Annotated in this window: 27 protein-coding genes; 19 read left to right on the top strand and 8 right to left on the bottom strand. The window is 69.0% G+C overall.

Translation table 11 applies throughout. The features are described from left to right. Positions 1-25: 25 nt before the first annotated feature. Positions 26-1,495: a peptide MFS transporter gene (locus tag JOE46_RS19740; protein ID WP_209928198.1), complete on the top strand. Its 1,470-nt coding sequence runs from the start codon at positions 26-28 to the stop codon at positions 1,493-1,495. A 113-nt stretch (positions 1,496-1,608) separates the two neighbouring features. Next, positions 1,609-1,785, top strand: coding sequence for a hypothetical protein (locus tag JOE46_RS19735; RefSeq protein ID WP_027502587.1), 177 nt, complete (start codon positions 1,609-1,611; stop codon positions 1,783-1,785). A gap of 91 nt (positions 1,786-1,876) precedes the next feature. Here the strand turns inward: JOE46_RS19735 and JOE46_RS19730 are convergent, their stop codons facing one another. Then, entirely contained in the window at positions 1,877-3,745 is a 1,869-nt protein-coding gene (locus JOE46_RS19730) for a penicillin-binding transpeptidase domain-containing protein (protein ID WP_209929207.1), read from the bottom strand. Positions 3,746-3,955: 210 nt separating this feature from the next. Between JOE46_RS19730 and JOE46_RS19725 the strand changes: the two genes are divergently transcribed. The 4 genes from JOE46_RS19725 (at position 3,956) to JOE46_RS19710 (ending at position 8,201) form a co-directional block, all read left to right on the top strand. Continuing rightward, positions 3,956-4,267, top strand: coding sequence for a hypothetical protein (locus JOE46_RS19725; RefSeq protein WP_097213820.1), 312 nt, complete (start codon positions 3,956-3,958; stop codon positions 4,265-4,267). 147 nt (positions 4,268-4,414) lie between these two features. Beyond that, positions 4,415-4,969 carry a hypothetical protein gene (locus JOE46_RS19720; protein ID WP_097213875.1) on the top strand — a complete coding sequence of 185 codons (555 nt, stop codon included), beginning with the start codon at positions 4,415-4,417 and terminating at the stop codon, positions 4,967-4,969. 165 nt (positions 4,970-5,134) lie between these two features. Further along, positions 5,135-6,724: an ABC-F family ATP-binding cassette domain-containing protein gene (locus tag JOE46_RS19715; RefSeq protein WP_209928196.1), complete on the top strand. Its 1,590-nt coding sequence runs from the start codon at positions 5,135-5,137 to the stop codon at positions 6,722-6,724. A 64-nt stretch (positions 6,725-6,788) separates the two neighbouring features. After that, a complete protein-coding gene (locus JOE46_RS19710; protein ID WP_209928194.1) occupies positions 6,789-8,201 on the top strand; it encodes an amidase in 1,413 nt (470 codons plus the stop codon). Between the two features lie 21 nt (positions 8,202-8,222). Here JOE46_RS19710 and JOE46_RS19705 read toward each other — a convergent pair whose 3' ends face one another. Further along, positions 8,223-9,233, bottom strand: a complete 1,011-nt coding sequence (locus JOE46_RS19705) for a dimethylarginine dimethylaminohydrolase family protein (protein ID WP_209928192.1) — start codon at positions 9,231-9,233, stop codon at positions 8,223-8,225. Positions 9,234-9,307: 74 nt separating this feature from the next. Between JOE46_RS19705 and JOE46_RS19700 the strand changes: the two genes are divergently transcribed. After that, the gene (locus JOE46_RS19700) at positions 9,308-9,964 is read left to right on the top strand and encodes a M50 family metallopeptidase (RefSeq protein WP_097213874.1); all 657 of its coding nucleotides are present in this window, start codon (positions 9,308-9,310) and stop codon (positions 9,962-9,964) included. A gap of 97 nt (positions 9,965-10,061) precedes the next feature. Here the strand turns inward: JOE46_RS19700 and JOE46_RS19695 are convergent, their stop codons facing one another. Continuing rightward, the gene (locus JOE46_RS19695; RefSeq protein WP_209928190.1) at positions 10,062-11,567 is read right to left on the bottom strand and encodes an NAD(P)/FAD-dependent oxidoreductase; all 1,506 of its coding nucleotides are present in this window, start codon (positions 11,565-11,567) and stop codon (positions 10,062-10,064) included. Positions 11,568-11,684: 117 nt separating this feature from the next. On the opposite strand from JOE46_RS19695, the gene JOE46_RS19690 reads away from it, so the two are divergent. The 7 genes from JOE46_RS19690 to JOE46_RS19660 all read left to right on the top strand — a co-directional run bounded on the left by JOE46_RS19690 (position 11,685) and on the right by JOE46_RS19660 (position 15,862). Continuing rightward, complete coding sequence (locus tag JOE46_RS19690; protein WP_209928188.1) at positions 11,685-12,254, top strand: TIGR03086 family metal-binding protein; 570 nt, start codon at positions 11,685-11,687, stop codon at positions 12,252-12,254. 112 nt (positions 12,255-12,366) lie between these two features. Beyond that, positions 12,367-13,044, top strand: coding sequence for an energy-coupling factor ABC transporter permease (locus JOE46_RS19685; RefSeq protein WP_209929206.1), 678 nt, complete (start codon positions 12,367-12,369; stop codon positions 13,042-13,044). After that, positions 13,041-13,388: a PDGLE domain-containing protein gene (locus JOE46_RS19680; protein WP_209928186.1), complete on the top strand. Its 348-nt coding sequence runs from the start codon at positions 13,041-13,043 to the stop codon at positions 13,386-13,388. The genes JOE46_RS19685 and JOE46_RS19680 overlap by 4 nt, the downstream gene beginning before the upstream one ends. 2 nt (positions 13,389-13,390) lie before the next feature. Next, positions 13,391-14,158 carry a cobalt ECF transporter T component CbiQ gene (gene cbiQ, locus JOE46_RS19675; protein WP_209928184.1) on the top strand — a complete coding sequence of 256 codons (768 nt, stop codon included), beginning with the start codon at positions 13,391-13,393 and terminating at the stop codon, positions 14,156-14,158. Next, the gene (locus JOE46_RS19670) at positions 14,155-14,898 is read left to right on the top strand and encodes an energy-coupling factor ABC transporter ATP-binding protein (protein ID WP_209928182.1); all 744 of its coding nucleotides are present in this window, start codon (positions 14,155-14,157) and stop codon (positions 14,896-14,898) included. Before cbiQ ends, JOE46_RS19670 begins: the two co-directional genes overlap by 4 nt. Before the next feature lie 116 nt (positions 14,899-15,014). Continuing rightward, complete coding sequence (locus tag JOE46_RS19665) at positions 15,015-15,491, top strand: MarR family winged helix-turn-helix transcriptional regulator (protein WP_209928181.1); 477 nt, start codon at positions 15,015-15,017, stop codon at positions 15,489-15,491. Beyond that, positions 15,488-15,862, top strand: coding sequence for a DUF5313 family protein (locus tag JOE46_RS19660; RefSeq protein WP_136907903.1), 375 nt, complete (start codon positions 15,488-15,490; stop codon positions 15,860-15,862). The genes JOE46_RS19665 and JOE46_RS19660 overlap by 4 nt, the downstream gene beginning before the upstream one ends. A gap of 12 nt (positions 15,863-15,874) precedes the next feature. Here JOE46_RS19660 and JOE46_RS19655 read toward each other — a convergent pair whose 3' ends face one another. Continuing rightward, positions 15,875-16,183 carry a rhodanese-like domain-containing protein gene (locus tag JOE46_RS19655; protein ID WP_077043398.1) on the bottom strand — a complete coding sequence of 103 codons (309 nt, stop codon included), beginning with the start codon at positions 16,181-16,183 and terminating at the stop codon, positions 15,875-15,877. A gap of 58 nt (positions 16,184-16,241) precedes the next feature. Next, positions 16,242-16,979, bottom strand: coding sequence for a 1-acyl-sn-glycerol-3-phosphate acyltransferase (locus JOE46_RS19650; protein WP_097213810.1), 738 nt, complete (start codon positions 16,977-16,979; stop codon positions 16,242-16,244). Positions 16,980-17,125: 146 nt separating this feature from the next. On the opposite strand from JOE46_RS19650, the gene JOE46_RS19645 reads away from it, so the two are divergent. Then, entirely contained in the window at positions 17,126-17,563 is a 438-nt protein-coding gene (locus JOE46_RS19645; RefSeq protein ID WP_077040166.1) for a 6,7-dimethyl-8-ribityllumazine synthase, read from the top strand. On the opposite strand, the gene JOE46_RS19640 is transcribed toward JOE46_RS19645, so the two are convergent. The 3 genes from JOE46_RS19640 to JOE46_RS26855 form a co-directional block, all read right to left on the bottom strand. Next, the gene (locus JOE46_RS19640) at positions 17,556-18,524 is read right to left on the bottom strand and encodes an alpha/beta fold hydrolase (protein WP_209928180.1); all 969 of its coding nucleotides are present in this window, start codon (positions 18,522-18,524) and stop codon (positions 17,556-17,558) included. The two genes, JOE46_RS19645 and JOE46_RS19640, sit on opposite strands and share 8 nt — an antisense overlap. Before the next feature lie 92 nt (positions 18,525-18,616). Then, complete coding sequence (locus tag JOE46_RS19635) at positions 18,617-19,558, bottom strand: SMP-30/gluconolactonase/LRE family protein (RefSeq protein WP_209928178.1); 942 nt, start codon at positions 19,556-19,558, stop codon at positions 18,617-18,619. A 55-nt stretch (positions 19,559-19,613) separates the two neighbouring features. Then, complete coding sequence (locus JOE46_RS26855) at positions 19,614-19,892, bottom strand: hypothetical protein (RefSeq protein ID WP_209929275.1); 279 nt, start codon at positions 19,890-19,892, stop codon at positions 19,614-19,616. Positions 19,893-20,004: 112 nt separating this feature from the next. On the opposite strand from JOE46_RS26855, the gene JOE46_RS19625 reads away from it, so the two are divergent. Genes JOE46_RS19625 through JOE46_RS19610 form a run of 4 tightly spaced genes read left to right on the top strand, consistent with a single transcriptional unit; the run spans position 20,005 to position 26,504 of the window. Continuing rightward, the gene (locus tag JOE46_RS19625; protein WP_209929205.1) at positions 20,005-21,507 is read left to right on the top strand and encodes an aldehyde dehydrogenase family protein; all 1,503 of its coding nucleotides are present in this window, start codon (positions 20,005-20,007) and stop codon (positions 21,505-21,507) included. 25 nt (positions 21,508-21,532) lie between these two features. Then, positions 21,533-23,080 (top strand): APC family permease, encoded by a 1,548-nt coding sequence (locus JOE46_RS19620; protein ID WP_209928176.1) that lies wholly within the window; start codon positions 21,533-21,535, stop codon positions 23,078-23,080. After that, positions 23,077-24,639, top strand: a complete 1,563-nt coding sequence (locus JOE46_RS19615) for a GMC family oxidoreductase (RefSeq protein ID WP_209928174.1) — start codon at positions 23,077-23,079, stop codon at positions 24,637-24,639. Before JOE46_RS19620 ends, JOE46_RS19615 begins: the two co-directional genes overlap by 4 nt. A gap of 5 nt (positions 24,640-24,644) precedes the next feature. Further along, on the top strand, positions 24,645-26,504 hold the full coding sequence (locus tag JOE46_RS19610) for a putative nucleotidyltransferase substrate binding domain-containing protein (RefSeq protein WP_307861314.1): 1,860 nt from the start codon (positions 24,645-24,647) through the stop codon (positions 26,502-26,504). Positions 26,505-26,509: the final 5 nt, after the last annotated feature.

The following is a 26,509-nucleotide window of genomic DNA, read 5'->3' as shown; positions in this document are numbered from 1 at the left end:
CACCCACTCATGAGAAAGTTTGGCGATGAGCGAAATCACTTCGCCACCCCGTGATCCCAAGGCCGACCGCGGCTTCTTCGGCCAGCCAGTGGCGCTCGCGAACCTGTTCGGCGTCGAGATGTGGGAGCGGTTCTCGTTCTACGGGATGCAGGGCATCCTCATCTACTACCTGTACTACTCGGTGGCCGACGGCGGGCTCGGCATCTCCCAGGCCGCCGCGACCAGCATCGTCGGCGCGTACGGCGGCACCGTCTACCTCTCCACCATCCTCGGTGGCTGGATCGCGGACCGCATCCTTGGGTCCGAGCGCACCCTCTTCTACAGCGCGATCCTGGTCATGTGCGGCCACATCGCCCTGGCCGTGATCCCGGGCCTGGCGGGAGTCGGGGTCGGCCTGATCGCGATCGCCGTCGGCAGCGGCGGACTCAAGGCGAACGCCACCTCCCTGGTCGGCGACCTGTACGCCGAGAACGACGACCGCCGCGACGCCGGGTTCTCGATCTTCTACATGGGCATCAATCTGGGCGCTCTGGTCGGTCCGCTGCTGACCGGGTGGGCACAGAAGGAGTGGGGCTTCCATGTCGGCTTCGCGCTCGCCGCGATCGGCATGGCGCTGGGCCTGATCCAGTACACGCTCGGCCGCAAGCGGCTCGCCGGGATCGGCGAGCGGCCGCTGAACCCGATGCCGCACGCGCAGCGGCTGCGGTACGCGGCCCTCGGCGCCGTCGCGATCCTCGGGATCCTCGTGCTCTGCCTGATCGGGCTCATCACCACCGACAACCTCTCCGACGTGGTCGTCGGCCTGACGATCGTCGCGTCGATCACCTATTTCCTGGTGATCCTGACCAGCAAGAAGATCACGAGCACCGAGCGCAGCCGCGTCATCGCCTTCATCCCGATGTTCCTGGCCAGCGCCGCGTTCTGGTCCCTGTTCCAGCAGCAGTTCACCGTCGTCGCGATCTACTCCGACAAGCGCCTGGACCGCAACCTGTTCGGCTGGGACTTCCCGGCCTCCTGGGTGCAGTCGATCAACCCGGTCTTCATCATCATCTTCGCGGGCGTGTTCGCGGCGATCTGGACCAAGCTCGGCCCCCGCCAGCCGTCCTCACCGCTCAAGTTCGCGGCGGGCACCATCATCATGGGCCTGGCCTTCCTCGCGTTCCTGCCGTTCGCGGGCGGCGGGCCGAACAGCACCCCCCTGTTGGGACTGATGTTCATCCTGCTGCTGTTCACCTTCGCCGAGTTGTTCCTCTCCCCCGTCGGGCTCTCACTGTCGACCAAGTTGGCGCCCAAGGCATTCCACACCCAGATGGTCGCGCTGTTCTTCCTCTCCGTGGCGCTGGGCTCGTCGATGGCGGGCACCATGGCGAAGTACTACAACGAGAACGACGAGGTGCCGTACTTCACCTGGGTCGGCGCGGCCTCGATCGCGGTCGGCGTCGTGATGATCCTGCTCGCGCCCTGGATCAGCCGGATGATGCGCGGGGTGCACTAGCAACCTCCTGCGGCCGCGCCCTTGTGCGTGGTGTCGCATCGGGCGGACGATGGTTGGGAGCCATGAGGGGTGGCTCGACCGCAGGTTCGTCCCAATCAAAAGGTGTGAGCACAATGTCCACCAAGATCACGAAAACCCTCGCTGCGACCGCAATCGCCCTGACAGTCGGAGTCTTCGCGGCCCCTGCCGCCTCCGCGAGCGACACCGTGGCCGCTACCCCCGCCCTTGGCTCGGTTGCCCTCTGCTTCAGCGTCCCGCTCGGGTCCGCCGCACTCGTCTGGTGCATCTGAGCCGCGCCGCGAGACGCCCCTGTCGAGCGATCCAGGGGCTAGATCAGCCGCAGAACCGCCGACCCGAACACACCCGTCGGCCGCATCGCCGTCACCGCGGGATCTGGGCCTGAATCGGTCGTAGGAACCGTCCGGCCGCATCGACCGCGGGGGCCGAGCTGTCCGCCCCCGCGACGAACACCGCGAAGGCCACATCGCCGTCGATGCCGACGAACCAGCCGTGCGCGGGGGCGTCACCGACCTCGGCGGTGCCGGTCTTGCCGCGCAGGTCGGCGATGTCCGCGAGCTGGGTGGCGGTGCCCCCTGTAACCGTTTCTCGCATCATGGTCCGCAACTGCTCGGTGACCTGCGGGGGCGCAGGGGCGGGAGTCGTGTTCGCGACGCCCGGCATCCCCGCGACCAGCATCGGCGCGGGCGTGGAGCCCTTGGCGATGGAGGCCGCCACGAGCGCCATCCCGAACGGCGTCGCCGTCACCTGCCCCTGTCCGATCGCGGATTCGACACGCTGCGCCGGGGTGTCCGCGGGCGGCACGCTGCCGGTGACCGTGGTCAGCCCCGGCGTCACGTAGTCCACACCGAGACCGAACTGCAGGGCGGCATGGGGCAGCGCGGTCGGCGGCAGCGCGACCGCGAGCGCGCCCATGGTGGTGTTGCAGGAACGGGCGAACGCGGTGTGCAGCGGCACCGAACCGAGGTCGAAGTTGTCGTCGTTGGGGATGGTGCGGCCCTCGATGTTTGCGCTGCCCGGGCACGGCAGCACAGTGTCGAGGGTGACCGAACCCGATTGCAGCGCTGCGGAAGTGGTGACCGTCTTGAAGGTCGACCCCGGCGGGTACAGGCCGGTCAGCGCGATCGGGCCCTGCGCGGTGGCGGCCGGGTTCTGCGCCACCGCGAGTACCGCCCCCGTGGACGGCCGCAGTGCCACGATCGCGGACTGCTGCGGGAGATCGGCGATGGCCGCCTGGGCTGCGCCCTGGATCGTGGGGTCGAGGGTGGTGGCGATGTCGGGCTGAACCGTGCCGTCTTCACCGGCCAGCCGCTGCGCGGATCCGTTGGCGGACACCAGCTGTACCGCCCAGCCGGCGGAGGCATCCTGGCCCTGCTGCCACAGCTCCCGGAGCCCGTCGAGGGTCGGTGAGGTCATGGCCTTGTCCGCGGTCAGCAGCCGGGCCTGCTTCACCAACTGCACACCGGGGATCGCGGCGAGCCGATCGGCGATCGGCTGGAAGTCCGCGTCCCGCAGCGTGATCGCGGTGACGGTCTTGCCCTGGGATCCGGCCAGGTCCGCCTGCAGCGAGGCCGGGGTGACCGTGGGGGCCACCGGCCCGACCAACTGAGCGACCGCGGCGGCGGTACCGGCCGGGTCTGGGATCGTCGCCGGGTCGAGATTGACCAGGGTGACGGTCTGCTCGGTCATCAGCGGGCGACCTGCGGCGTCGAGCACCTGCGGGGAGCCACCGGCGAGTGTGGTGTAGCGCAGCGTGCTGTCCGCCGTCAGCCCCGGCGCCAGCAGTTGCGGGTCCCATGGGATCTTGCCGCCGTCGGCGACGGCCTGGCCGCCGCCGGTCGTGGTGTAGCTCCATGACTGTGCCGAGTCGGACTCGGTGGCCGCCGCGGTGGTCATCGCCCCGGCGCTGGGGGTCGTGGTGGATTCCGCCTCGGGTTCGGGTTCGGCGCCGAGGGTCCAGTCCGCGTCGAGGGTGAAGGTGCCCGCGTCGCTGTCGGTGCCCGCGACCACGAAGGTCGCATCCCGGGCGGCGAGGCCGTCGAACATCTGGGTGATCGCGGCCGCCGCGGCCGCCGGGTCGCTGGTGAGGTCCGCGGCCGCCTGCGCGTTCCGCTGGGTGAGCGCGTCGGCGAACTGCTGCGCCGCGATCTCCGTTTCCGACTCGGTCTGCCCGATGGTGCATCCGCCCAGCACCAGCGCCGACACCGCGATCCCCGCCACACTCAGCTTCATCCGCATGGCCTCGAGGTTAGGCGGCCCCGCCGCCGGCGCGCAGTTTTCGCACCTCGCGCGGCCGGGGCGGCGCCGATCCTGGGGTGGCGAGGATCCATTCCCTGGGTGGCCTGCGCCGCACCCTTGGGTCGCTTCTGGGTGATGCCCGGACTGGGCAGAGTTGTCCCTGTCACCGACGCACCTCACCCCCATCACCCCAGGAGATACTGAATGTTCAACGCCCGTCGCACCTTTGCCGTCGTCGCTATCGCAGCCCTTCCGATCCTGAGCGCCTTCGGGGCGGCGTCCGTCGCCAATGCCGAGCCCAGCACCCCCATCGGTCCCAACGGTCCGACGGGGCCGTGCCCGATCGTCAACACCGACGATCAGGGCAACGAAACGGTGATCAACAAGAAGCCCGGCGATGTCAGCCACGGCCTGGTCTGCGGCGCGGACGGCGAATGGCACATGCCGGCGAAGGCAGGCGGCGCCGCCGGTGGTCCCGGGAAGATCCAGACGCAGCCGGGGCTGTCGCAGGGCTAGGAGATCGTTCGCCCCCGCCCCGATCTGCCAAGGACCCCGCATCGATACCGATGCGGGGTCCTTGGCGTCGGGCGACCGCTAGCGCATCCTCAGAAACAGGCGTATGACTGTAATCAAGTAATCATCGCAACCTTAGAGGTGAGCTCGATGGGATACACGGGACACGGCGGCCGCAGGTTCGGGCGGCCCGGCGGCTGGCAGCAGGCGGACACCCCCGACGCGAGCGACGCGAGCGAGTGGTTCGCCGGACGACTACCCGAGGACTGGTTCACCGGACCGGCCGCGGTGGTGGTGGACCGCGAGGAGATCGTCGTCACCGGCGAGCTGCCCGCACCGGAGGAGAACTCCCAGGCAGCCGTCGACGGCCGGATCTCCCGGTTCCGGGAGACCACAAGGGCGGACCGGATGCGGATCGCCGACGAGGCCGAGGCCCGCTACGGGCGCAAGGTGGCCTGGGGCGTCACCGTGGGCGAGCGGCACGTGCTGTTCACTCATCTGGCGGTACCGGTGATGACCCGGCTGCGTCAGCCCGAGCGCCGGGTGCTCGACACCCTGGTCGATGCCGGGGTGGCCCGGTCAAGGGCGGACGCGCTGACCTGGGCGGTCAAGCTCGCGGGCGAGCACAGCGAACAATGGCTCGCCGAGCTGCGCGAGGCGATGGGCCGGGTCGACGAACTGAGGTCCGAGGGGCCGAACATCTGAGGCGCCGCTCATAATTCCCTTGCCGAACGACCGGGGTCGTCCTATCGTGGTGGCCGTCTTGTTGTCGACGATCGGAGAAGGGCCCTTGCTCATTCAGAGGTAGTGAACGCATCGCGTCGCGTGCTCGTGCACGCCGTCGCCCCGCACCCACCTCTAGGAGCAACCATGGCCCAGCCCTATCTCGCCCTGTCCGATCTCACCTTCAGTTGGCCCGACGGCGACCCCGTCTTCGATGGCCTCGACGCCGCGTTCGGCAGCGGCACAACCGGGCTCGTCGGCCTGAACGGCGCAGGCAAATCCACGCTGCTCCGGCTGATCGCCGGCGAGCTGGCCCCCGACCGCGGTTCGGTGACCGTGCACGGGTCGTTGGCGTACCTGCGCCAGGACCTGGCCCTCGACCCGAACCGACGGGTGGACGCCATTCTCGGCATCGAGTCTGCGCGAAAGGCACTGCACCGCATCGAATCCGGTGCGGGAACGGACGAGGACTTCGCCGTCGCCGCCGGACACTGGGACATCGAGGAACGCGCCGTCGCCACCCTGGACCGACTGGGGCTCGCACACATCGCCCCCTCGACGGAGGCGCTCGGCCGGACCGTCGGCACGCTGTCGGGCGGGGAGACGATGTTGCTCGGCCTCACAGCCGCGCTGCTCGTCGACCCGCAGGTGCTGCTGCTCGACGAGCCGACCAACAACCTCGACCTGGCCGCGAAGGCCCGGTTGTATACGGCGGTCGGACAGTTCCCCGGCACTGCGATCGTCGTCAGCCACGACCGCGAGATGCTCGAGCGGATGGACTCCATCGCCGAGCTGCGCCGCGGGGAGGTGCGGATGTTCGGCGGCAACTTCAGTGCCTACCGGGCCACCGTCGACGCCGAGCAGGAGGCGGCCCGCGCGGCCGTCCGCGACGCCCGCAGCGACGTGCGCAAGCAGGGCCGCGAGCTCGTCGAGGCGCAGACCAAGATCGCGCGCAGGGTGCGGTACGGGAAGAAGATGGAGGGCAGTGTCCCGCGGATCCTGGCCGGCGAGCGCAAGCGCCAGGCCCAGGTGTCGGCGGGCAAGCTCCGCGGCAGCCACATCGACAAGCTGGAGGAGGCCAGGCAGACGCTCACCGAGGCCGAGGAGCTGATCCGCGACGACCGCGAGATCCGAATCGACCTGCCGGACACCGCCGTCCACCCGGGCCAGCAGGTGATCGAGCTCGAGGACGTCACGCTGGCCTGCGGTCCCACGGTGTCGCTCACCGTGTCCGGGCCGGAGCGAATCGCGTTGGTCGGACGGAACGGGATCGGCAAGACCACCCTGCTGCGCGCGATCGCCGATGCGGGCCCGCGGGTGCCATGGCGGTCCCTTCCGCAGCGGCTCGACATCTTCGACGGCGACCGCACGGTGGCGCAGAACGTTGCCGATGCCGCACCGCACGCGACGCCGGAGCAGATCCGGGCGCGGCTGGCCCGGTTCCTGTTTCGCGGCGACGCGGCCGACACACGGGCCTCGGCGCTGTCCGGCGGGGAACAGCTGCGCGCGGCGCTGGCGATGATCCTGCTCGCCGAGCCTGCGCCGCGACTGCTGATGCTCGACGAACCGACCAACAACCTCGACCTGCCCAGCCTCGCGCACCTCACGTCGGCGCTGGCCGAGTACCGCGGCGCGCTCGTGGTCGCCAGCCACGACCTGCCGTTCCTCCGGGAGTTCGGGGCGACCCGGTGGCTCGAACTCACCGAGGACGGGCTGCACGAGGTGGATCCGCGTTAATCTCGGAGTCGGCCGGCCACACCGCCTGCCTGCCGTGCCTGCAACCCCGATCCGAGGACACCCGATGACCGACGACGCACGCATCCACGCTTTCCGCGACGACGCCATCGGCGACCTCGACGCCACCGGCATCGCGGAGCTGATCGCCTCCGGGCAGTTGTCCTCCCACGAGGCGGTGCTGGCGTCAGTCGAACGCGCCGAGTCGGTCCGGGACTCGCTCAACGCGATCGCCTTCCCCGACTTCGATCGGGCCCTGACCCGGTCCGCTGGGCCGCACACGGGCGTCTTCGCGGGTGTCCCGACGATCGTCAAGGACAACATCGATGTCGCGGGCCTGCCGACGAATCACGGCAGCGCGGCGTTCGTGGCACGGCCCGCCCGCGCGGACAGCGACTTCGCCAGGCAGTTCCTGTCCACCGGCGCGGTAGCGATCGGCAAGAGCAGGCTGCCGGAGTTCGGGTTCAGCGCCTCGAACGAGTACGCGACGGCCGAACCCGTGCACAACCCGTGGAATCCGGCGTTCTCCTCGGGAGCCTCCTCCGGCGGATCCGCGGCGCTGGTCGCGTCCGGAGTACTACCGTTCGCGCATGCCAACGACGGCGGCGGATCGATCCGGATCCCCGCGGCCGCCTGCGGCCTCGTCGGCCTCAAGCCGACCAGGGGGCGCACTGTCGCGGATCCGGCGGACCGGTCGATGCCGATCCGCATCGTCGCCCAGGGCATGCTGTCGCGGTCGGTCCGGGACACCGCGCGGTTCTATGCCGCGGCCGAAAGCTATTACCGCAACCCGAAACTCCCGCCCATCCGGCTCGTCGAGGGCCCCGGCCGCACCCGCCTGCGCATCGGCGTGATCATCGATTCGATCACCGGCATCCCGACCGACGACGAGACCCGCGCCTCCGTCACCGCGACCGCGAATCTGCTCGACGAGCTCGGCCACCATGTCGAGGAGGCGCCACTGCCGGTCGATCGGTCGTTCGTCGAGGACTTCTCGAACTACTGGGGGTTCCTGTCGTTCGCGATCTGTGCGGGCGGAAAGCGGATGCTCGGCCCGGACTTCGACAAGTCCAAGACCGACAACCTCACCCGCGGGCTGGATGCGATGTACCGCAAGAACATCGCGAAGACGCCGCAGGTGCTGTACCGGCTGCGGCGCACCCATCGGCAGTACGCGGAGATGTTCCAGAAGTACGACGTGCTGCTCTCGCCCGTCCTCGCGCACACCACCCCGAGGCTCGGATACCTGTCTCCGGCACAGAGTTTCGAGGAACTGTTCACCAAACTGGTGAACTACACCGCGTTCACCCCGCTGAACAACGCGTCCGGCGGACCCGCCATCTCGCTGCCGCTGCACGAGACCGCTGCGGGGCTGCCGTTGGCCTCGCACTTCTCGGCCGACCACGGCGACGAGCGGACCCTGCTCGAGCTCGCGTTCGAACTGGAGCAGGCCCGTCCGTGGCGGCGGATCCAGGACTGACACCGACCGACGGGGCGCGGCTCACTCCCGCCGCAGCGGCTGGGTGGTGCACCGGAACGACCCGCCGAAGCCGCGGGTGATCGCGAAATCCACGTATTCGACGGTGACGCCGTGCGCGGCGATCCGGTCACCGATGCGTCGGAAGGCCGGATCGGTGACGTAGACCTCCGGGCTGATGGGCAGACCGTTGGTACCGAGGTCGATACCGTCTCTCTCGCTGATCTCGATCCGCTCCCAGCCGCGCAGCGCGGCGGGCAGGCCGTCGAGGAGTGCGTCCGGGCACGCGACCAGCAAGCCCTCCCTGATCAGGCCGAGCGCACAGTCGAGGTGCAGGAAGTTCGGCGCGAGACGAACGGTTTCCACGGTGTAGCCCAGCGGGGTGAGCAGCTTCTCCAGCCAGCGGATCCCGAGGGCGTTGGACGCCAGCCCGGAGTTGCCGACGAAGACGCGCTTGTCGTACACCAGCACGTCACCACCCTCCAGGAAGGGCCCGGCGCCCAGGTCGCCCGGCGCCCCGTCGGGAACCACAGGCTGCGGCAGCGCCAGGTAGGAACAGCGCCCCTCGAGCGCCCTGGCGGTGAGGAGGTCGCGGCTGGGCAGCACCTCGCGTCGGCGGTGGGGCAGCCTCAGGTTCCCCTCGATGACGATGTCTCCGATGGTGAACCAGGGGTCGCGGACGAAGAAGTTCGCGTAGCCCTTGGAGCCCCCGGCCGCCTTCTCGGTGTCGGTCAGCATCCGCGGCCGCAGGACCTCCACACCGTGGCGTTCGAACACCGAGCACAGGTTCTCGCGTTCGGCTTCCCAGAGCCGCTGGCGGTCGGGATAGACCTCACCGTGATCGCGTCCGAGCATGCGCTCGAGGATCGGCAGCGCCTCGGGAGCGAGGAACGACGCCTCGCTGTCCGACATCTCGTCCGGAGCGCGGAACTGCGACCGGGCGACGGCGACCGTCCGGAGCGGCGCGAACTCACTGCGCACCATGACTCGGCCATGGTCGGCCACTGCTGCGGTCGACTCCGTGACGGCTTCCATCGAGTCCCTCCACCCTCAGACATCGTGACCGGTACCGATGCTAGTTGGCCGCGGCGGCCTGGCACCCTGGTCGGGTGAACTCGTACTGGGCGCAGTGGTCGGCCTACCTCCCCATCGCCATCGCCGCCGCCATGGTCCTCTTCGGTCCGTTGTGGTCGTTGACCCGGCACGCGGTGACGCTCGTACACGAGGCCGGGCACGCGATCGCCGCTGTCGTGACGGGCCGACGGCTCACCGGGATCCGGCTGCACTCGGACACCTCGGGCCTCACGCTCTCGCGCGGCAAGCCACGCGGCCCCGGCATGGTGCTCACCGCTGCGGCCGGCTTCCTGGCGCCCTCGCTGCTCGGACTGGCAGGCGCGCTCCTGATCGCGGCAGGCCAGCTCCCGGTACTGCTGTGGGGCGCGGTCGCGCTGATCGTCGCGATGGTGCCGTTCATCCGCAACGTCTTCGGGCTGCTGGTGCTGGTGGTCTGCGGATCGGCGATCGGCGTCGTCGCGTACTACGGATCCCCCACGCTGCAGCTGCATTTCGCGTACACCGCGATCTGGCTGCTGCTGTTCGGCAACCTGCACACCATCGTCGAGGCCGCCCGCACCCGTTCCGGCCGTTCGGATCTCGACCAGCTGCGGTCACTGAGCCACCTGCCGCGGTTCGTGTGGGTGCTGCTGCTGGTGGCCGTCGCTGTCGGGACCGGGGTGCTGGCGTGGCGGGCGCAGTATCTCGGCTAGCAGCCGTCCCCGCACACCTTCTGGCGAGAACGCACACCCTTTGTACGTCCACAAGGGGTGCGACCTTGCCAAAGAGTGTGCGACGCCGACCCCGCGCTCACTCCGCCGCCTCGTACGGCCGCATCGTGTAGTCGTCGAGCGGGAAGCTCCTCGCCTCCCGGAACGCGTTGACCGTCGAGGTCGGGCGCAGGATCGCCGCCTCCCCGTGCTGGTTGAAGTAGTAGCTGCGCGCGGTCTGGCAGCTGCCGCCGTAGAACACCGAGTCGTCCAGCTTCTCGGTCATCCGGTCCAGGAAGCCGGCATTCGCCTGCTCGGTCACCTCGAAGACGTCGGCGCCGCGCCGCCGCAGCTCACCGAACAGCCGGTTCATGTGCGCCATCTGCGACTCGATGGTGGTGAAGTACGAAAGCCCGCTGTAGGAGTACGGGCTGGCCAGGCTCAGGAAGTTTGGGAAGTGCGGCACCGCCACCCCCTCGTACGCCTGGAACCGATTGTCCCGCCACCACTTACCGAGGTTGCGCTCCTCCCGACCGATCACCTCGATGGCCGGGAAGTTCACGTCCCACAGGTTGAAGCCGGTCGCAAGGACCAGCGTGTCGATCTCGGTCTTGCGTCCGTCCGCGGTGACGATGCCGTCGGGCTCGATGCGCTCGATCGAGTCCGTCTCGAGGTGCACGTGCGGCTTGGTGAAGGTGCTGTAGTAGCTGTTGGAGAAGGTCGGCCGCTTGCAGCCGAAGTCGTAGTCCGGGGTCAGCTGACGGCGCAGCTTCGGGTCACGGACCTTCGCGCGCAGGAAGATTCGCGAGACAGCTGCGGCGCCCTTGTTCAGCAGCTTGGTCTGCCGGTAGTGCAGCACAGCGCTCACCATCACCGCCTCGAGGATCCCCGAGCTCACCCCGCGGGCCGCGCGCTGGACCGCGGGCACCCGGGCGAACAGCCGCTGCACCGGACCCGGGATGGGGGTGTCCACCTTCGGCAGCACCCAGATCGGGGTCCGCTGGTACACAGTCAGGGCGGCGGCCTTGCGGGCCACCTCGGGGATGAGCTGGACCGCGGTCGCCCCGGTGCCGATGATCGCGGTGCGCGTACCGCTCAGGTCGTAGGTGTCGTCCCACGCCGTCGTGTGGATGACCTTGCCCTCGAACGAATCGATGCCGGGGATGTCGGGCTTGTGCGGCTGCGACAGGAACCCGGTCGCGGTGAGCAGGTATTTCGCGGTGACCAGTTCGCCGCCCTCGATCGCGACCTCCCACCGCTGCGCGTCCTCGTCCCAGCGGGCACCCTCGACGACCGCACCGAAGCGCATGTGGCGGCGCAGGTCGTACTTGTCCGCGACGTGCTCGGCGTACCGCTTGAGCTCGGCGCCCGGCGCGAACAGCCGCGACCAGTGCGGGTTCGGCTCGAAGGAGTAGGAGTACGTCACGGAGGCGATGTCGACGGCGAGACCCGGGTAGCGGTTCACGTGCCAGGTGCCGCCGAGGTCGTCCTCGCGTTCGAGGATCGCGAGGTCGGTCAGGCCGAGCCGCTTGAGCTGGATCGCGGCACCCATCCCGCCGAAGCCGGCACCGATGATCACCGCGTCGTACTGCACGTTCTGGTCCACAGGTCCACCCCTTCACCGATGTGCGTTACAGCCAGTATCACGCACTTTCCGCGGCGGCAACACCCCCTTCGACCCAACACGGGTTCCGAAACCGTCCTCGCGGTGGTAGGCAGAACCATGACCGCGACGATCGACGACCTCAGCCGGGCACTCGACGCGACGGGCACGCTGGTAGCCGGCGTCGCCGACGACCAGTGGTCCGCACCCACCCCCTGCGCCGAGTGGTCCGTCCGCGACGTCGTAAACCACGTGACGGCAGGCAACCACCTGTTCGCCTCGTCCTTGCGCGGGCGCCCGCTGCCCGTCACCGTCGTTGGCGCGCCGCCCGACCTGCTCGGCCCCGACCCTGCGGGCTCCTTTCACGCCTCGGCCGACGCACTGGTGCAGGCTTTCGCCCTGCCGGGGGTGCTGGACCGGGAGATCACCCTGCCGATGGGTCAGGTTCCGGCCGTGCAGGCCCTGAACATGCGCATCACCGAGATGCTCGCGCACGGCTGGGATCTCGCTCGCGCGTCGGGGCAGACGCCGCGCTACCCCGACTCGGTGATCGAGGACCAGATCGCCTTCAGCCGGGTACTGCTGCCGAATCTCCCGGCAGGACGTACCCCGTTCGCACCGTCACGGCCGGTGCCCGAGGACGCTCCGCCCCTCGACCGACTGGCCGCGCTCCTCGGCCGGACTCCATGACCCGTCGGTCGTTCAGCAGCCCCCTTGTTACGTTCATTTGAACAACTGAGCAATTGTTGAGATGGCTGGTTATGCTCCGCTCGTGAACAGCCCGAACGACGCCATCCTCGCGATGCACATGAGCGACGGCCTGGTGGACGCGCCGACCTCGCTGCTGTTCGGGTTCGTCGCGGTCGCGGGCATCACCGTGGCCGCATGGAAGGCCCGAACCGAACTCGACGAGCGGACCGCGCCGATGGCCGGCCTGGTGGCCGCGTTCATCTTCGCGGTGCAGATGGTGAACTTCCCGATCCTGCCCGGTGCCAGCGGCCACCTGCTCGGCGGCGCCCTCGCGGCCATCCTGGTCGGCCCCTACACCGGCGCGTTGTGCGTGGCCATCGTCCTCGTGGTGCAAGCGCTGCTCTTCGCGGACGGCGGCATCACCGCGCTCGGCACCAACATCACGAACATGGCACTGATCGGCGTCGGGGTCGGCTACGCGGCGGCCGTCGCCCTGCGGCCCCTGCGCCGCCGGTTCGGCGATGCCGGCCTCGCCGCACTGGCTTTCGTTGCCGCGCTGGCGAACACGCTGGCGGCCGCGTCCGGGTTCCTGCTCGAGTACGCGCTCGGCGGCGCCGGAGACACGACGCTCGACACCGTCGCCTGGTACATGCTCGGCACCCACACCCTGATCGGGGTCGGCGAAGGCCTGATCACTGCGCTCACCGTGGTCGCCGTCGCCAGGGCCCGGCCCGACCTGGTGTACCTGCTGCGCACCGCGCCCCGACCGACCACGGAGGTACCGGCATGACATCCCGAAGGTCTTGGTTCCTGGCCGGTTTCGCCGTCGTCGCCCTGTTGATCGCCGGCGTCGTCAGCTACCTCGCCAGCTCGAGTCCCGACGGCCTGGACTCCACCACCCTGCGCGGCTGCACCGTCATCGAGACGGCGGCGGGCGAGGAGTTGACCGGCACCTGCATCGCGCAGCACGCCGGGGAGCACCACCTCGCCGACGGACCACTCGCGGACTACACCGTCGCGGGCAACGACAACCTGTCCGGAATCGCCGGGATCCTGGGCGTCACCGCGACGTTCGCGGTCGCGGGCGGCCTGTTCTGGCTGATCGCCCGCTCTGGCCGCACGCGCAGGACCTGACGATGGGCGCCGGTCACGCCCACCCGCTGTACCGCGCGGACGACTCCCCCGTGCACCGGTTGCCGGTCGAGGTGAAGATCGTCGCGGCGACGGTGGGGGTCTTCGCGGTGGTCGCGACGCCGCGCGAACAGATGTGGGCCTTCGGCCTGTATGCCCTTGTCCTGCTGGCAGTGTGGCAGATCGCCCGGATCCCGCTGCGCTGGATCGCGCCACGGATGCTGATCGAGGCACCGTTCGTCGTGCTCGCGGCGCTGCTCCCGTTCGGAGAGGGCGCCGAGCGCGTGCGATGGGCGGGACTGTCGCTGTCGGTCGCCGGCCTGTACGCGGCGTGGGGCATCCTGATCAAGGGCACCCTCGGGGTCCTCACCTCGCTGACCCTCGCGGCCACCACCCGGACCGCGGACCTGCCGCTGGGGCTGACCCGACTGCGGGTGCCCGCCCTCGTCACCACCATCGCCGTCCTGATGCTGCGCTACGTGGATCTGCTTGCCGCGGAGGCGAACCGGATGAGGATCGCGCGGATCTCCCGCGGTGACGATCCCCGCACCCTGCGACAGATCGGCGCCACCGCACGCGGGGTGGGTGGGCTGTTCCTCCGGACCTACGAGCGCGGCGAGCGGGTCCACCTGGCCATGGCATCGCGCGGGTTCACCGGCGCCATGCCCGATCTCGGTGCACCCGCGGCCACCGCGCGCGGCTGGCTGCTCGGCCTCACCCCCGCCGTCGGCGCGGTCGCCGTCTGCCTGACGGCGCTGGCGGTGGCCGGATGAGCCCGACGGCGGCGGTGCGGGTGCGCGACCTGGGCTTCGCCTACCCCGACGGCCGGATCGCGCTACGCGGCATCGACCTGGAAGTCGCTGTCGGCGAGCGGATTGCGCTGCTCGGCCCCAACGGCGCAGGCAAGACCACCCTCATGCTGCAGCTGAACGGGGTGCTCTCCCCCACCGCGGGCCACGTCGAGATCGGCGGCACCCGGGTCGAGCGGAGCACCCTGCGCGAGGCCAGGCGTCGGGTCGGGATCGTCTTCCAGGACCCGGACGATCAGCTGTTCATGCCGACGGTCGCGCAGGACGTCGCGTTCGGTCCGGCGAACTTCGGCGTCACCGGCGACGAGCTGCGCGCACGGGTGTCCGATGCGCTGGCGGCGGTCGGCATGAGCGAGCACGCCGATCGGTCACCGTCGCACCTGTCCGGCGGGCAGCGTCGGCGGGCCGCCCTGGCCACGGTGCTGGCGTGCAGGCCGGACGTGCTGGTACTCGACGAGCCGTCCGCGAATCTCGACCCGGTGGCCCGCCGTGAGCTGGCCGAGGTGCTGCTCGGACTGGACACCACCCTGATGCTGGTCACTCACGACCTGCCCTACGCCGCGCAGCTGTGCGACCGCGCGGTGATCATCGACGACGGCCTGCTGGTCGCTGACGGCCCGATGCTCGAACTGCTCGCGGACTCGGAGCTGCTGGGCCGACACCGACTGGAGTTGCCGTGGGGGTTCGAGGTCCCGCACGGCTGACGGCGCCCGGATTGCCGAGTGTGCACCTGCCGGCTCGCCCTCTCGGGCGATCCCCCGGCAGGTGCACACTCGGCGAAGTTAGTTAGTGCGCGATCTATTCGTGTACGCTCTACTGCATGTCCACCGTCGAACAGTCAGCGGCGACCGGGGTCGACCCGCTCGCCCTCGACCGCCAGGTCTGCTTCGCGCTGGCCGTCGCCAATCGCGCGGTGCTCTCGGTGTACCGCCCGCTTCTCGAGCCGATGGGCCTGACGCACCCGCAGTACCTGGTCATGCTCGCCCTCTGGGGCGAGGCGCCGATGTCGGTGAAGGCGATCGGCAGCGCCCTACAGCTCGATTCCCCGACACTCTCCCCGCTGCTCAAACGGCTCGAGGGATCGGGCCTGATCACCAGGTCCCGCAGCAGCGAGGACGAGCGGCAGCTGGTCGTCGACCTGACCGAGGCCGGGCGGGCCATGCGCGCCCAGGCGGAGCTGATTCCGCCCGCGGTGGTCGAGCGCCTCGGCGTCGGCCTACCCGAGCTCGAGGAGCTGCACGACGTTCTCACCCGGATCAACCGGGCCGCACTCAAGGCAGGAGCACTGAATCAATGAGCGCCACCCGACCGAACCCGATTCAGTGGATCGCTTACGCCTGCGGCGCCAAGCTGCCCGCATCCATGAACGACTGGGTGCTCAACGACATCACGGGCGACCACTACGTCGCCCGGCACCTCACCCGCGCGATGGTGCCGTTCATCCCGCTGTTCGTGATCTTCATGCTCTTCCCGGGGCCGCTGTGGCTGCGGGGGTCGATGGTCCTGCTCGGAATCCTGCTGGCGTTGTTCTACTCGGTGGTCTACATCCACCAGAACCGCGCGCGGCGCCTGCAGAAGAACGGCCTGCCCATGGACCTGGACAACCCGCGCCGCAAGGCTGCCCGCGAGGCCGAGGAGGACGCCTACCGCCGCCTGTGGGCTCGGTAGGCGCCCGGCGGGTTATGCGCCCGACTCGACCGATCGGCCGGAGCTGATCCACGCGTCCGTGCCACCCGCGACGTTCACCGCGTTGATGCCCGCGGCCCCCAGCAGGGAGGCGCCGTGCGCACTCCGGCCGCCCATCGCGCAGATCACGTAGACGGTCGGCGCGGCGGGCACCTCGTCGATGCGGGACACCAGCTCGCCGAGCGGGATCAGCCGGACCCCCGGCACGTGCCCGCGGGCGTACTCATCGGCTTCGCGCACGTCGATCACCGGCGCGCCGGCGGCCAAGGCGGCGTCGAGCGCCACCAGATCCACTTCCTGCATGAGGTTCCTCTCCTCGTCGAATGCCCAGATCATACCCAAGGGGGTATTGAGGGAGAGGTCAGTAGCGCGCGACCGCGCCGTCCACCGCGCGCTGCAGGCCTGCCGCCACCAGCCGCGCGATATCGGCGGGCTTCTCCGGGATCTCGGTGACCGGATTGTCGAGGTACACGCTCGCCCGTGTCTCCTTGCCGGGCACCGGACCGTAGCTGATCCCCATGTAGACCAGCACCGGGCGGACCCCGAGCTTCACCGCCCGGCTCATGATGTGGCCGATCCCGCTGCCGACCTTCTGCAGCCGGGTCGGATCCTCCAAGTTGCAGGTCCCCTCCGGGAAGATTGCCAGGTCATCCCCCCGCCGCATCCGCTCGGCGCAGACGTCCATCATCCGCTGCCCGGCCGCGTTGACCGCGCGCATCCCGTGGTTCTTGCCCCGGAAGACGGGGATCCCGCCCATCAGGTCCACCCGCTCGCGCCGCTTCGGCTCGAGGAACAGCTCGTCCTTCGCCAGCACCCGGGTCCGGCCGATCGCCGGGCGCAGCGCGCTGGCCGACGCCGCGGCGGCCACGGTGTACGGATCGCTCTGACTGAGGTGATTGACGGCGAGAACCAGCCGGGAATCCGACCGCACCAGGGCCCGGACCTGCTCCTTCGCCCCATCCGCGTATGTCACCCTCGGCCGGAACTTGAGCGCGAGCAGCCCGTAGGCGGCCTTCGCGCCCAGGCGGTTCTGCTGGTGACGCAGGTAGAAGTCGTAGACCTCGTCGCAGTTGTCAAGGGCAACCTCTGGCTTGTCCATGTCCACACTGTACGGAGATAACGGGTACCGCGCCCGATAGAGCGATCCCCTTGTATGACAACAGAATTCAGCCCTGAGATAAGGAGAACCGAACTGAACGCATGTCCGGATGGCCACGCCGGGGTGCGCCGAACTAGCATCATGGAATGAGCATCGCCTTCGTTCAGTCCACGTGGCACCGACCCATCGTCGACCGAGCACGAGACGCCTTCGTCGCGCAGTGGCGGACACTGGGCCACACCTCCGGCGAGATCGAGTTCTTCGAGACCCCCGGCGCCTTCGAGATCCCCCTGCACGCGCTGCGACTCGCCCGTACCGGCCGGTTCCAGGCCATCGTCGCCGCCGGACTGGTGGTCGACGGCGGCATCTACCGGCACGAGTTCGTGGCCTCCGCGGTCATCGACGGACTGATGCGGGTCCAGCTCGACACCGACGTCCCGGTCTTCTCCGCCGTGCTCACCCCGCACCACTTCCACGAGCACGAGGATCACGCCGTCTTCTTCGCCAACCACTTCGACAAGAAGGGCGCAGAGGTCGCTCAGGCCTGCTCCCTCACCCTCGCCTCGCTGGACACGATCAAGTAGTCAGTCCGCCGAGGAACTCGAGCATCGCCGAGTTCACCTCGGCGGGCTTTTCCATCTGCACGAAGTGCCCTGCGTCCGGGATCACGTGGGTGGAGACCAGCCCCGGGACCAGCCGACCCATGGTCGCGAACGGGTCGCTGCCCATCATCTCGAGCACCGGGTCCTTGGCGCCTGCGATGAAGGTGACCGGAACGTCCACCGGCTTCGCGTGCAGCGACTCGTTCTGTGCCCAGACGGCATCCTCGGCGCGGTACCAGTTGAGGCCACCGGTGAACCCGGTCCGCTCGAATTCCGTGACGTAATAGTCGAATTCGACCTCGTCGAGCCAGCTCCACGGCAGGGCGGGCGGCTCAGGGAGCACATCGAGGTAGCCGTTGCCCTCGGAGGGGAACTCCCAGCAGTCGAGGTAGCGGTTCGCACCGCTGAGCGCGTGGAAGATCTTGGCAAGGAACGCCCTGGTGTTGTCGCCGAGCTCCCGGTCCGCGACGCCCGGCTCCTGGAAGTAGTGCACGTGCGCAAAGTGCTTGGACGCCAGGTACTCGAACCCGACACTCGGCTGTACCGGCAGTCGAGGCGCGCGGGGGACGCTCAGCTGCATCAGCGCGGACACCCGACCGGGCGCCCAGGCCGGCAGATCCCAGGTCAGGTGGGCGCCGAAGTCGTGGCCCGCGAACACCGCCCGCTCGATGCCGAGCACGTCGAGGAGGCCGACCAGGTCCCCGACCGTGTGAGGCCGGTCGTACTCGGAAACCTGCGCGGGCGCGCTGGTCCGCCCGTACCCGCGCATATCCGGGGCGATGACGCGGTAGCCGGCGGCGGACAGGGCCGCGAGCTGGTGACGCCAGCTGAACCAGAGTCCCGGGAACCCGTGGCAGAGCACCACCGGCTCGCCCTCGCCCTGCTCGGCGAAATGCAGGTCGATCCCGTTGACCGCGACGGTCCGGTGTGTCGGCTGCCCCATGCTCGCTCCTCCTCGCCGTCGTCGGCAATTCGCCACCCTAGCGGGCGACTGCCCTCGACAGTGGCGATCGAAGGGGAACGCCGGTCACCCGGTTACGGCGCGGGCGGCGTCAGCTTGACGACAATGCCGAGAAAACTGGTGGCGTACAGCGCGTTCGGGTCCCAGCCTGGCCCCGAACCGAACCGGACCGACGAGACCAGCGGCAGGCCGGCGGCGATGGTGCACTGCGCGCCGGTGGCCGGGTCGAGTCGCACGACCGTCCCCGCCACGTTCAACGCGACGTAGACCGATCCGTCCGGTCCGACCGCGAGATCGTCGGCAGAGTTGATCGGGCCGACCCCCGGCAGGTCGAACCGCCGCGGCGACGCGTCCGGGTGGTCGATGTCGACGGCGGCGATGGTGGTGACCGGGTTGAAGGTCGTTGCGACATACAGTCGCCGGGTGGTCTCGTCGTAGGCCACTCCGTTGGTCGAACTCAGGCTGGGCGCGAACCCGGACGGGAGCTCGGCACTCCCGGGCACACGGGTGAGTCCCGTCGACTGCCCGATGTCCCGGCTGACGACGAAGTCCCCGTCGGGGAGTTGTGCGAGCCCGTTGGGCATGGTCAACCCGGTCTCGACCGTGGTGACGGTGCCCGTGTCCAGGTCGAGCGCGTCGATCGTGCCGTCGCCACGACCGAGAAGTCCCGAGACGAACCCGTTGCCGGTGGTGAAGTAGGCGGTGTCGCCCACGACCACGATCGCGCCCGGCGCCTTCACCTCGGGCACCGCGGTGGTGCGGGATCCGTTCGTCTCGAGTCGCCGGATCGCGCCGACCGCCCCGGTCAGCGACGACTCGGACAGCAGCATTCCGCCGCGGCCGTCGAACGCGAGGTTCTCGAGCGTCCCGTATCCCTCGGCCACCCGCTCGGTCGTCCACGGGACGCAGCCGGGTGCCGCCGCGGCGACGGCAGGACCGGAGACCGCGACCAGACCCGCGGCGACTCCGGTCCCCGCTGCCGCGGCCAACCGCGCGGCGATTCCTGCAACCTTCATCCGATCTCCCCCGTCTCGAAGCCAGCTGCGGTGGACCGACGGCCCGTGACGAACCCTAGGCGCCGAGTGGCTTTCCGAACAGGAGGGACGGGCACGAGCCAGTCGGGCTTGGATTGCCAGGTGTACAGGACGTGCGCAGCTCCGCCGCGCGCCCGGTGGGCATCGATCCACCGGAGTAGCCGATCATCCCGACCCTCGTCAACCGGCCGTCCAGCCCCATCGGCGCGAAGTCCTCGGCCATCTGGAAGGACAGCAGGGGTCTCGGCGTTCCATCCTCTACGTCGCCGCGGGGTTCGAAAGAAATCCCGGTGAACTCGGCCAACACCGCGTCCACCGGCCTACGGTAGAAGGGCGTGCTTGTCCCGGCAGAGCGTCACGTCGATGAGTTCCAAGACCGGTTGCTCCGCAACCGGGAGAGGAAGCGAGGCCCGGAGTTGAGCGTGAAGTTGCAGGACGAGTCGATCGGCGACCTGCTCGATACGGGCTTGTTCATCGACGGGACCTGGGTCCGCTCCAGTTCGGGCGACACCCGCGATTGCCGCAATCCGGCCGACGGTTCGGTGGTCGCCACGGTCGACGAGGCCGCGCCAGAGGACGCCACCCGCGCCATCGCGGCGGCCCGCGCGGCCTTCGACGAGGGCACCTGGCCCCGTACGCCCGTCGCGGAGCGCACCGCATTGCTCGCCACCATCGCCGACCTGCTCGAGCGCGACAAGGAGAAGTTGGCCAGGATCGAAACCCTCGACACCGGGAAGACCCTGGCGGAGAGCAGGATCGACATCGACGATGTGGTGTCGGTCTGCCGGTACTACGCGCGACTCGCCGCGATCGAGTCGGATCGGTTGGTCGATGTCGGTCGGCCCGACGTGATCAGCCGGGTGGTGCACGAGCCGATCGGCGTCTGCGTCCTGATCGCACCCTGGAACTACCCACTGCTACAGATCTCGTGGAAGATCGCGCCCGCACTGGCCGCCGGCTGCACGATGGTCGTCAAGCCGAGCGAGGTCACCCCGCTCAGCACCATCGCCTTCGTCAAACTCATCGAGGAGGCCGGGGTGCCCCGGGGCGTGGTGAACCTCGTGCAGGGCAGCGGCGCCGTCCTCGGCGGCGCGCTGACCGACACCCCGGACGTCGATTTCATCTCGTTCACGGGCGGACTGGTCACGGGACGGGTCATTCTCGAGACAGCCGCCAAGCATGTCACCAAGGTCGCGGTGGAGCTCGGCGGAAAGAACCCGCACATCGTCTTCGCCGACGCCGACGGTGACGACTCGGTCGACCAGGTGCTCACCGGGGTCTTCCTGCACTCCGGGCAGGTCTGCTCCGCGGGCACCCGCCTCATCGTCGAGGACTCGATTGCCGACCGCTTCGTAGCGGCTCTCGCCGCGCGAGCCGAGAAGATCCGGATGGGCGACGGCCTCGATCCCGCCAGCCGAACCGGGCCGCTGGTGTCCATGGCGCATCGGGAGAAGATCGAACGCTATGTGGCTCTTGGCATCTCCGAGGGCGCCGAACTGGTGACCGGCGGATCCCGCCCTTCGGACCCGGACCTGGAGCGGGGCAGCTTCTACCTGCCCACGATCTTCGACCGCTGCGACCGGGGCATGCGCATCGTGCAGGAGGAGACCTTCGGCCCCATCCTCACCGTCGAGCGGTTCACCACGGAGGAGGAAGCCCTCCGGCTCGGCAACGACACCGAGTACGGACTGGCCGCGGGGGTCCGGACCGCCGACAGCGCCAGGGGCGAACGCATGGTTCGCGGCCTGCGCCACGGCACGGTGTGGCTCAACGACTTCGGCTACTACACCGCCGCAGCCGAATGGGGCGGCTTCAAGAGATCGGGAAACGGGCGCGAACTGGGCCCCGCCGGACTGTCCGAGTATCAGGAGATCAAGCACATCTGGCACAACACCGCGCCGACTGCGGCGGGTTGGTTCGACAACGACTGACCGAACCTGGGGAGGGCGCACGGACATGACCACTCAGCGCGACATCGCGGTTGGGGACAGCGGACTCGGCGATTTCGGATACAAGGAGTCCCTCGACCGGAGCCTCGGCAAATTCGCCAGCTTCGCCGCCGGGGTCAGCTACATCTCCATCCTCACCGGCACCTTCCAACTGTTCTATTTCGGGTTCGGAAACGCGGGACCCGCGTATCTGTGGTCGTGGCCGATGGTCTTCATCGGCCAGCTGGCCGTCGCGCTGTGCTTCATGGAACTGGCGGCCAAGTACCCGGTGGCGGGTTCCGTGTACAACTGGGCGAAGCTCCTTGGCAGCCGGATCGTGGGATGGACGTCCGGCTGGCTGATGCTCACCGCCTCGATCGTGACCCTCTCGGCCGTGGTCCTGGCGTTGCAGCTCAACCTGCCGCGGATATGGAGCGGCTTCCAGATCGTCGGCGACGGCACCGGCGAGTACGACTTCGCCACGAACGCGGTCATTCTCGGCACCGTCATGATCGCGTTCACCACCTTCATCAACGCCTACGGTGTCAGGTTGATGGCGAGGATCAACAGTGCGGGCGTCTTCATCGAGCTGATCGCCGCGGTCCTCATCGCCGTGATCCTGGCGGCGAACATCACCAGGGGCCCGGAGGTGTTCTTCTCCACCCATGGATACGGCGCGGGCGAGAGCGGCGGATATCTCGGGGCCTTCCTCGTCGCCTCCCTGGCGTCCGGCTACGTGATGTACGGCTTCGACACCGCGAGTTCCCTTGGCGAGGAAACCGTCGAACCGCGCCGGACCGCTCCCAAGGCGATCTTCCGCGCGATCCTGGCTTCGTTCGTGATCGGTGGAGCGATCCTGGTGTTCGCCGTCATGGCGGCGCCCGATCTCGACGATCCGCTGCTCGGCAGCCCCGAGGGCAGCCTCCAGTACATCGTCGAGCAGGTGATGTGGGGTCCGCTTGGCACGATATTCCTCATCTGCATCGTGATCGCGATAACCGTGTGCTCCCTCGCCGTGCACGCCGCCGCGATCCGGCTGACATTCGCCATGGCCCGCGACAACGCGCTGCCGTTCGGGGAGAAGCTGGCCCGGGTGCATCCCAAGCACCAGACGCCCGTGGTCCCCGCGATCGCGATCGGCGTGCTCGCGGCCCTGATCCTCGTGGTGAACATCGGCCAGCCGCAGATCTTCACCGTGCTGACGTCGATCGCCATCATCATGATCTACCTCGCGTATCTCATGGTCACCGGACCGCTACTGAAGAAGCGACTGAAGGGCGAATGGCCGCCGCCCGATCTGAAGGAGGGCGGCTACTTCACCATGGGCAGGTGGGGCCTGCCCGTGAACATCCTCGCCGTGGTCTGGGGCGTGGGGATGGCACTGAACCTGGCCTGGCCGCGCCCCGAGGTGTACGGGACGCCCTGGTACAACACCTGGGGCGCCTTCGTCTACATCGGCGCGATCCTGTGCCTCGGCCTGCTCTGGTACGGCCTGAAGGGACGGCACCACCTCGGCACCCTGGCCTCACACGCGGCCGCCTCGCGCACCGCGGCACCGGAGGGCGAACCATCGTGACAGACACCGTCTTCGACTATGTGATCGCGGGTGGAGGCACCGCGGGATGTGTGCTCGCCGCCAGGCTCAGCGAGGATCCGTCCGTGACGGTCTGCCTTCTCGAGGCCGGCCCGTCGGACGTGAACGACCGCAACATCCTCGAGCTCTCGCAGTGGATGCACCTCCTCGACTCCGGGTACGACTGGGACTACCCGATCGAGCCGCAGGAGAAGGGCAACAGCTTCATGCGGCACGCCAGGGCCCGTGTCCTCGGCGGGTGCTCGTCACACAATTCGTGCATCGCGTTCTGGCCGCCTGCGGAGGGTCTCGACGAGTGGGAGGCGATGGGCGCCACCGGATGGGGCGCCGAGAGCACGCTGCCGTTCGTGGCCCGGGTGGAGAACAGCGATGTCCCCGGCCGGCAGCACGGTCACAGCGGCCCGGTAAGGCTACGCGATGTCCCGCCGAACGATCCGTGCGGCGCCGCCGTGTTGGAGTCGGCAGCCAAGGCCGGACTGCCCACCGTCCAATTCAACAGGGGCACAACAGTACTCAATGGGGCTGGCTGGTTCCAGATCAACGCCGGCGAGAACGGAAATCGCATGTCGAGCTCGCATGCCTATCTCCATCCCATCCTGGGGACACGGAACAATCTCGAGGTCAGAACCAACTGCTGGGTCAGTGAACTGCTGATCGACGACAGTCTGGCGGCCACCGGGGTGCGGTACCAGCGTCCGGATCTCACGGGCTATGACACCGCCACCGCCCGCCGCGAGGTGATCGTCACTGCCGGTGCGATCGATACGCCGAAGCTGTTGATGCTCTCGGGAATCGGACCCTCCGTGCATCTACGCGAGATCGGGATCGACGTGCGGGTCGACGCGCCCGGCGTGGGCGGCAACCTCGATGACCATGTCGAAGGCCTGGTGTTCTGGGAGGCGTCGAGGCCCATGGTGACGACGTCGTCGCAGTGGTGGGAGATCGGCCTCTTCGCCACCACCACCCCCGGGCTCACGCAACCGGACCTGATGATGCACTACGGCAGCGTGCCCTTCGACATGAACACGCTGCGGTGGGGATATCCCACCACCGACAACGGATTCTGTCTCACGCCGAACGTGACGCAAGGACGATCCCGCGGCACTGTCCGGCTCCGTTCCCGCGACTTCCGGGACCGGCCGAGGGTGGATCCGCGATACTTCACCGATCCCGAGGGCCACGACGAGACCGTGATGCTGGCGGGTATTCGGTTGGCGCGCAAGATCACCGAGCAAGACCCCCTACGGGGCTGGGTGGCACGGGAACTGGCGCCCGGGCCCGCGGCGGTGAGTGACGAAGAACTGCTCGACTATGTCCACAAGACGCACAACACCGTCTACCACCCCGCAGGAACCGCACGGATGGGATCGATCGAGGACCCGCTCGCCGTGCTCGATCCGCAGCTGCGGGTGAAGGGCATACAGCGCCTGCGGGTGGTCGACGCGTCGGCGATGCCGAAGCTGCCTGCCGTCAACCCGAACATCACGGTCATGACCATGGCGGAGAAGTGCGCGGATCTCATTCGCAACCCCCCGGGGTGACGGGCGTGGACCTCCAGCTCGACACCACGACCTTCCTCTCGAAACACCCACCGTTCCAGTACCTGACGCCGGGTGAGCTCAGCGGATTGGCGGGAGCGGCCGTTCTGGATGAATATCCAACGGGTGCAGTGATTCTCGGCTCGATACAGCGGCCATCTGATGTGATCTGGGTGGTGCGGAGCGGACAGGTCACGCTTCTGCACCCGCACGACGACGGGATCACCGGTGTCCCCATGGACACCGTCTATCCGGGTGGCGTGTTCGGCTACTCGGCGCTACTCACCGGCTCCGACGTCGCCTTCACCGCCAGGGCGAGCCAACCCACCACGGTGTACCGCCTGCCAGGGGAGCTCGTGCGGCCGCTGTTCGCCAGGCCCGCCGGCCTGGCCTTCCTCGCGGAGGCTGTGGCGAAGGCCACCGGCGCGACTCCCGTACCGGTCGAACAGATCCCGTCCCGACGCGCCGTTGGCGATCTGGTGCGGGGCGAACCGGTCCTCACCGCGCCGGGGACCTCCGTGCGCGACGCCGTCCGGCAGATGAGCGAACGCCGCAGCTCCTACATCCTGATCCCGTTGCCGGGTGGCGACCTCGGGATCTTCACGGACCGGGACCTGAGGACCAAGGTGGTGGCCGCCGGGGTGGACCTGAGCACCCCGGTGGCGGAGGTGATGAGTACGCCTGCCCAGACCGTCACGGAGGACAGGTTGGCCGCCACCGTGTTGATGGACATGCTCGAGAGCGGCCTACGGCACATGCCGGTACTCACGATCCGTGGCGCGGTGTTGGGTGTCCTCGAGGAGGCGGACCTGCTCGCCGCGGCCACCCGCAAGAGTTTTGTGCTGCGCCGATCGATCGCGCTGTCACCGAGCCCCGCTGCGCTGCAAGAAGTCTGCTCTGGGATCCCCGATCTGGTGGTGGACCTGTTCCGCGGCGGCACCGAGGCATCGGCGACCAGCGGGATCCTCTCGGTGGTCATCGACAGCGTCGTTCGACGCGCTGTGGAGTTCGCGTTGGCGGACGACGAGGGCCTGCCGCGGATGGGGTTCGCCTGGCTCTCGCTCGGCAGCATCGCGCGTCGCGAGGCGATGCCGTCATCCGACATCGAGAGCGCACAGTCCTGGGTGCCCGAGTTGTCTCCCCAGTCGGGACGTCTCATGGGGATGGCGGCGACCGTGCATGCCATCCTCGACGACTGCGGGCTTCCCGCCGACGCGAACGGTGCGGTCGCGAGCACACCGAGGTTCGCGCGGTCGGTCGCCGACTGGCGCCGCACCGCGGCACGGTGGTTGGACGATCCGCTGCAGGACCGCGGGCTCGTCATGTCGTCGCTGCTGCTGGACGGGCGCGTGGTGTGGGGTGAGCGCTCGCTGCACACCATCCCGACGGCCTACCGGAACATGCGGACCGACCATCCCGACGCCCTGCGACTGCAGCTGCGTGATGCGTTGGCCGGGCGCGCACGCACCCGCTCGCTACGGGACGTGCTCTCGCGACGCGGAGGCACCTTCGACCTCAAGACACACGCGCTGACACCGATCGTCAACCTCGCCCGGTGGGGTGGCATGACGGTGGGGGTCACCGCCGCCTCGACGCCGGGTCGGTTGCGGGCCGCGGCGGGGAACGGCTTACTCACAGAACGGGATACGACGATCCTCACCGAGGTGTTCACGCTGCTCCAGCGGCTGCGGTTGACCCACCAGGTGGATCAGATCACCGCGGGTCTCGCCCCTGGCGACATTGTCACCATGCCGGAGCTGTCGCCCCTGAACCGGAGCCTGCTCGGCGACGGCGTACGCGAGATCGCGGCCGTGCAGCGCAGGGTGGGGTACCTGGCATCCGACTCCGGAGTGCCGCTGCGCCCGTGACCACG

The organism is Rhodococcus sp. PvR099 (genome assembly GCF_017833315.1).
Taxonomy (GTDB): Bacteria; Actinomycetota; Actinomycetes; order Mycobacteriales; family Mycobacteriaceae; genus Rhodococcus_G; species Rhodococcus_G oryzae.
Note: the sequence above shows the minus strand (reverse complement) of the source record. Positions and strands in the feature narration are given on the sequence as shown.

What these genes read in the sequence shown, in the direction of transcription:
- JOE46_RS19740 (WP_209928198.1), top strand. Translation starts at nt 26, where the DNA reads ATGAGCGAAATCACTTCGCCACCCCGTGATCCCAAGGCCGACCGCGGC.
- JOE46_RS19735 (WP_027502587.1), top strand. Translation starts at nt 1,609, where the DNA reads ATGTCCACCAAGATCACGAAAACCCTCGCTGCGACCGCAATCGCCCTG.
- JOE46_RS19730 (WP_209929207.1), bottom strand. Translation starts at nt 3,745, where the DNA reads ATGAAGCTGAGTGTGGCGGGGATCGCGGTGTCGGCGCTGGTGCTGGGC.
- JOE46_RS19725 (WP_097213820.1), top strand. Translation starts at nt 3,956, where the DNA reads ATGTTCAACGCCCGTCGCACCTTTGCCGTCGTCGCTATCGCAGCCCTT.
- JOE46_RS19720 (WP_097213875.1), top strand. Translation starts at nt 4,415, where the DNA reads ATGGGATACACGGGACACGGCGGCCGCAGGTTCGGGCGGCCCGGCGGC.
- JOE46_RS19715 (WP_209928196.1), top strand. Translation starts at nt 5,135, where the DNA reads ATGGCCCAGCCCTATCTCGCCCTGTCCGATCTCACCTTCAGTTGGCCC.
- JOE46_RS19710 (WP_209928194.1), top strand. Translation starts at nt 6,789, where the DNA reads ATGACCGACGACGCACGCATCCACGCTTTCCGCGACGACGCCATCGGC.
- JOE46_RS19705 (WP_209928192.1), bottom strand. Translation starts at nt 9,233, where the DNA reads ATGGAAGCCGTCACGGAGTCGACCGCAGCAGTGGCCGACCATGGCCGA.
- JOE46_RS19690 (WP_209928188.1), top strand. Translation starts at nt 11,685, where the DNA reads ATGACCGCGACGATCGACGACCTCAGCCGGGCACTCGACGCGACGGGC.
- JOE46_RS19685 (WP_209929206.1), top strand. Translation starts at nt 12,367, where the DNA reads ATGCACATGAGCGACGGCCTGGTGGACGCGCCGACCTCGCTGCTGTTC.
- JOE46_RS19680 (WP_209928186.1), top strand. Translation starts at nt 13,041, where the DNA reads ATGACATCCCGAAGGTCTTGGTTCCTGGCCGGTTTCGCCGTCGTCGCC.
- cbiQ (WP_209928184.1), top strand. Translation starts at nt 13,391, where the DNA reads ATGGGCGCCGGTCACGCCCACCCGCTGTACCGCGCGGACGACTCCCCC.
- JOE46_RS19670 (WP_209928182.1), top strand. Translation starts at nt 14,155, where the DNA reads ATGAGCCCGACGGCGGCGGTGCGGGTGCGCGACCTGGGCTTCGCCTAC.
- JOE46_RS19665 (WP_209928181.1), top strand. Translation starts at nt 15,015, where the DNA reads ATGTCCACCGTCGAACAGTCAGCGGCGACCGGGGTCGACCCGCTCGCC.
- JOE46_RS19660 (WP_136907903.1), top strand. Translation starts at nt 15,488, where the DNA reads ATGAGCGCCACCCGACCGAACCCGATTCAGTGGATCGCTTACGCCTGC.
- JOE46_RS19655 (WP_077043398.1), bottom strand. Translation starts at nt 16,183, where the DNA reads ATGCAGGAAGTGGATCTGGTGGCGCTCGACGCCGCCTTGGCCGCCGGC.
- JOE46_RS19650 (WP_097213810.1), bottom strand. Translation starts at nt 16,979, where the DNA reads ATGGACAAGCCAGAGGTTGCCCTTGACAACTGCGACGAGGTCTACGAC.
- JOE46_RS19645 (WP_077040166.1), top strand. Translation starts at nt 17,126, where the DNA reads ATGAGCATCGCCTTCGTTCAGTCCACGTGGCACCGACCCATCGTCGAC.
- JOE46_RS19640 (WP_209928180.1), bottom strand. Translation starts at nt 18,524, where the DNA reads ATGGGGCAGCCGACACACCGGACCGTCGCGGTCAACGGGATCGACCTG.
- JOE46_RS19635 (WP_209928178.1), bottom strand. Translation starts at nt 19,558, where the DNA reads ATGAAGGTTGCAGGAATCGCCGCGCGGTTGGCCGCGGCAGCGGGGACC.
- JOE46_RS19620 (WP_209928176.1), top strand. Translation starts at nt 21,533, where the DNA reads ATGACCACTCAGCGCGACATCGCGGTTGGGGACAGCGGACTCGGCGAT.